The 1,920-nt window shown below is 64.8% G+C and carries 3 protein-coding genes; all 3 read right to left on the bottom strand.

What is annotated here, in order from left to right:
* Nucleotides 1–184: 184 nt before the first annotated feature.
* The 3 genes from arsH to ACODSK_RS32590 are packed head-to-tail and all read right to left on the bottom strand — an operon-like array spanning nucleotide 185 to nucleotide 1,730.
* A complete protein-coding gene (gene arsH, locus ACODSK_RS32600) occupies nucleotides 185–886 on the bottom strand; it encodes an arsenical resistance protein ArsH (RefSeq protein WP_489022267.1) in 702 nt (233 codons plus the stop codon).
* A 14-nt stretch (nucleotides 887–900) separates the two neighbouring features.
* A complete protein-coding gene (locus ACODSK_RS32595) occupies nucleotides 901–1,371 on the bottom strand; it encodes an arsenate reductase ArsC (protein ID WP_489022265.1) in 471 nt (156 codons plus the stop codon).
* 17 nt (nucleotides 1,372–1,388) lie between these two features.
* On the bottom strand, nucleotides 1,389–1,730 hold the full coding sequence (locus ACODSK_RS32590) for a metalloregulator ArsR/SmtB family transcription factor (RefSeq protein ID WP_489022264.1): 342 nt from the start codon (nucleotides 1,728–1,730) through the stop codon (nucleotides 1,389–1,391).
* Nucleotides 1,731–1,920 lie beyond the last annotated feature (190 nt).

Genomic DNA, 1,920 nt, shown 5'->3' with positions numbered 1-1,920 from the left:
CCGGCGTTGCCGGCGATGCGCCGCGCGGGCGGCGCTCGATCTGGAGAGCGCTGAAAATCTCCCGGCATGCACCTGGCAGCCATGACCCGATCTCCCGGCAGGCACCTTGCAGCTACCGTAATAAAAATTACCTGTCGCTGCCAAACCAGCTCCCACGGGGTTCGCGCCGAAGCAGCAGCGCTCTTCAGATCGCCCCCTGCCCAACCCGCGCCGACAACGCCTCCGCACTCTCCTTGCGCTCCGAATACCGGTCCACCAGCAGCGCCTGATGATCACGCAGCAGCAGGGTGAACCTGACCAGTTCCTCCATCACATCGACCACCCGGTCGTAATACGCCGAGGGCTTCATGCGCCCGGCGTCGTCGAACTCCATATAGGCCTTGGGCACCGAGGACTGGTTGGGGATGGTGAACATGCGCATCCAGCGCCCGAGTACACGCAACTGGTTGACCACGTTGAACGACTGCGAACCTCCGCACACCTGCATCACCGCCAGGGTCTTGCCCTGGGTCGGGCGCACGGCGCCGAGGGCCAGGGGAATCCAGTCGATCTGCGCCTTGAACACCGACGACAGGGCGCCGTGACGCTCCGGCGAACACCACACCTGACCCTCGGACCAGAGCACCAGGTCGCGTAGTTCCTGCACCTTGGGATGCTCGACCGGGACGTCGTCCGGCAACGGCAGGCCGGACGGATCGAACACCCGGGTCTCGGCGCCGAAGTGTTCGAGCAAGCGCGCCGCTTCCTCGACCAGCAGGCGGCTGAAGGAGCGCTCGCGGGTCGATCCGTACAGCAGCAGGATGCGTGGCTTGTGCGTGCTGGCGCCTAGGGCGGCAGGGGTTGCGTCGAACAGCGAAAGATCGAGGTTGGGCAGTTGGCTGGACATGTCTTGCTCCGGGTTCACAGCATGCCGATCCGCCCCAGCTCATGCTGGAGGCGGTCGCGGTCGAGGGTGGCGAAGGGCAGGGCGAAGAAGGCTTTGCAGCGCGCTTCGATGCGTAGCAGGGTGGCGTCGAAGGCTGCATCGATCACGGCGTCGTCGGCCGTGATCGCGGATGGATCCTCCAGCCCCCAGTGCGCTTTCAGGGGGGCTCCGAAGTACACCGGACAGGCTTCGCCGGCGGCGTTGTCGCAGACGGTGATGACGATATCCGGCGAGTTGTCCTCGAAGGCGTCGTTGCCCTTGCTGCTCAGGCCCGTCGTGGCGATGCCAGCACGTTGCAGGGTGGCCAGGCTGCGCGGCAGCACCTGACCCCTGGGGAAGCTGCCGGAGCTGACGGCTTCGAACCCCTCCGGTGCCAGGTGGTTGAACAGGGCTTCGGAAAGAATGCTGCGGCAACTGTTGGCCGTGCACATGAACAGGACGCGCATGGTGGGTTCCCTGATAGTCAGTTGCACGCGCGCACGGGGCGGTCGTGCATGGCGCGCAGGCGGGTGGTGTTGTCGTGCAGCCAGTCGTCATTGGCGTGCAGGGTCAGTTGCAGGATCTCGTGGACCCAGGCGGGCAGTTGCGGATTGAGCCGGTAATACACCCACTGGCCCTGGCGCCGGTCCAGTAGCAGGCCGCTGCTGCGCAGTTGCGCCAGATGGCGACTGATCTTTGGCTGGCTGTCGTCCAGGGCGCACATCAGTTCGCAGACGCACAACTCGCCCAGGCTGGCGATCAGCAGCGTGGCCCGGGCGCGGGTTTCGTCGGCCAGGGATTTGAAGAGTTCGGGTGGGGTCAGCATTGGCCGGGCTCTTACATATGGAAATCCGAATATACGTATTTCCATATGTTTCATGCAAGCCCATGACGACTGCTTGAGCGCTTGTCGGGATACCGGATCGGGGCTGACAGGGGCCTGTCTTGTACCTTGCAGCGTCCTCAAGATCGAGCGCCGCCCGCGCGGCGCATCGCGAAGCGCATGCCGGTGTTTT

It is taken from the genome of Pseudomonas sp. FG98 (genome assembly GCF_057808595.1).
The sequence above is the reverse complement of the archived record's forward strand: the minus strand, read 5'-3'. Positions and strand labels throughout refer to the sequence as shown.

Excerpts from the sequence above, each read along its gene's own strand:
- arsH (WP_489022267.1), bottom strand. The coding sequence starts at position 886 with ATGTCCAGCCAACTGCCCAACCTCGATCTTTCGCTGTTCGACGCAACC.
- ACODSK_RS32590 (WP_489022264.1), bottom strand. The coding sequence starts at position 1,730 with ATGCTGACCCCACCCGAACTCTTCAAATCCCTGGCCGACGAAACCCGC.
- ACODSK_RS32595 (WP_489022265.1), bottom strand. The coding sequence starts at position 1,371 with ATGCGCGTCCTGTTCATGTGCACGGCCAACAGTTGCCGCAGCATTCTT.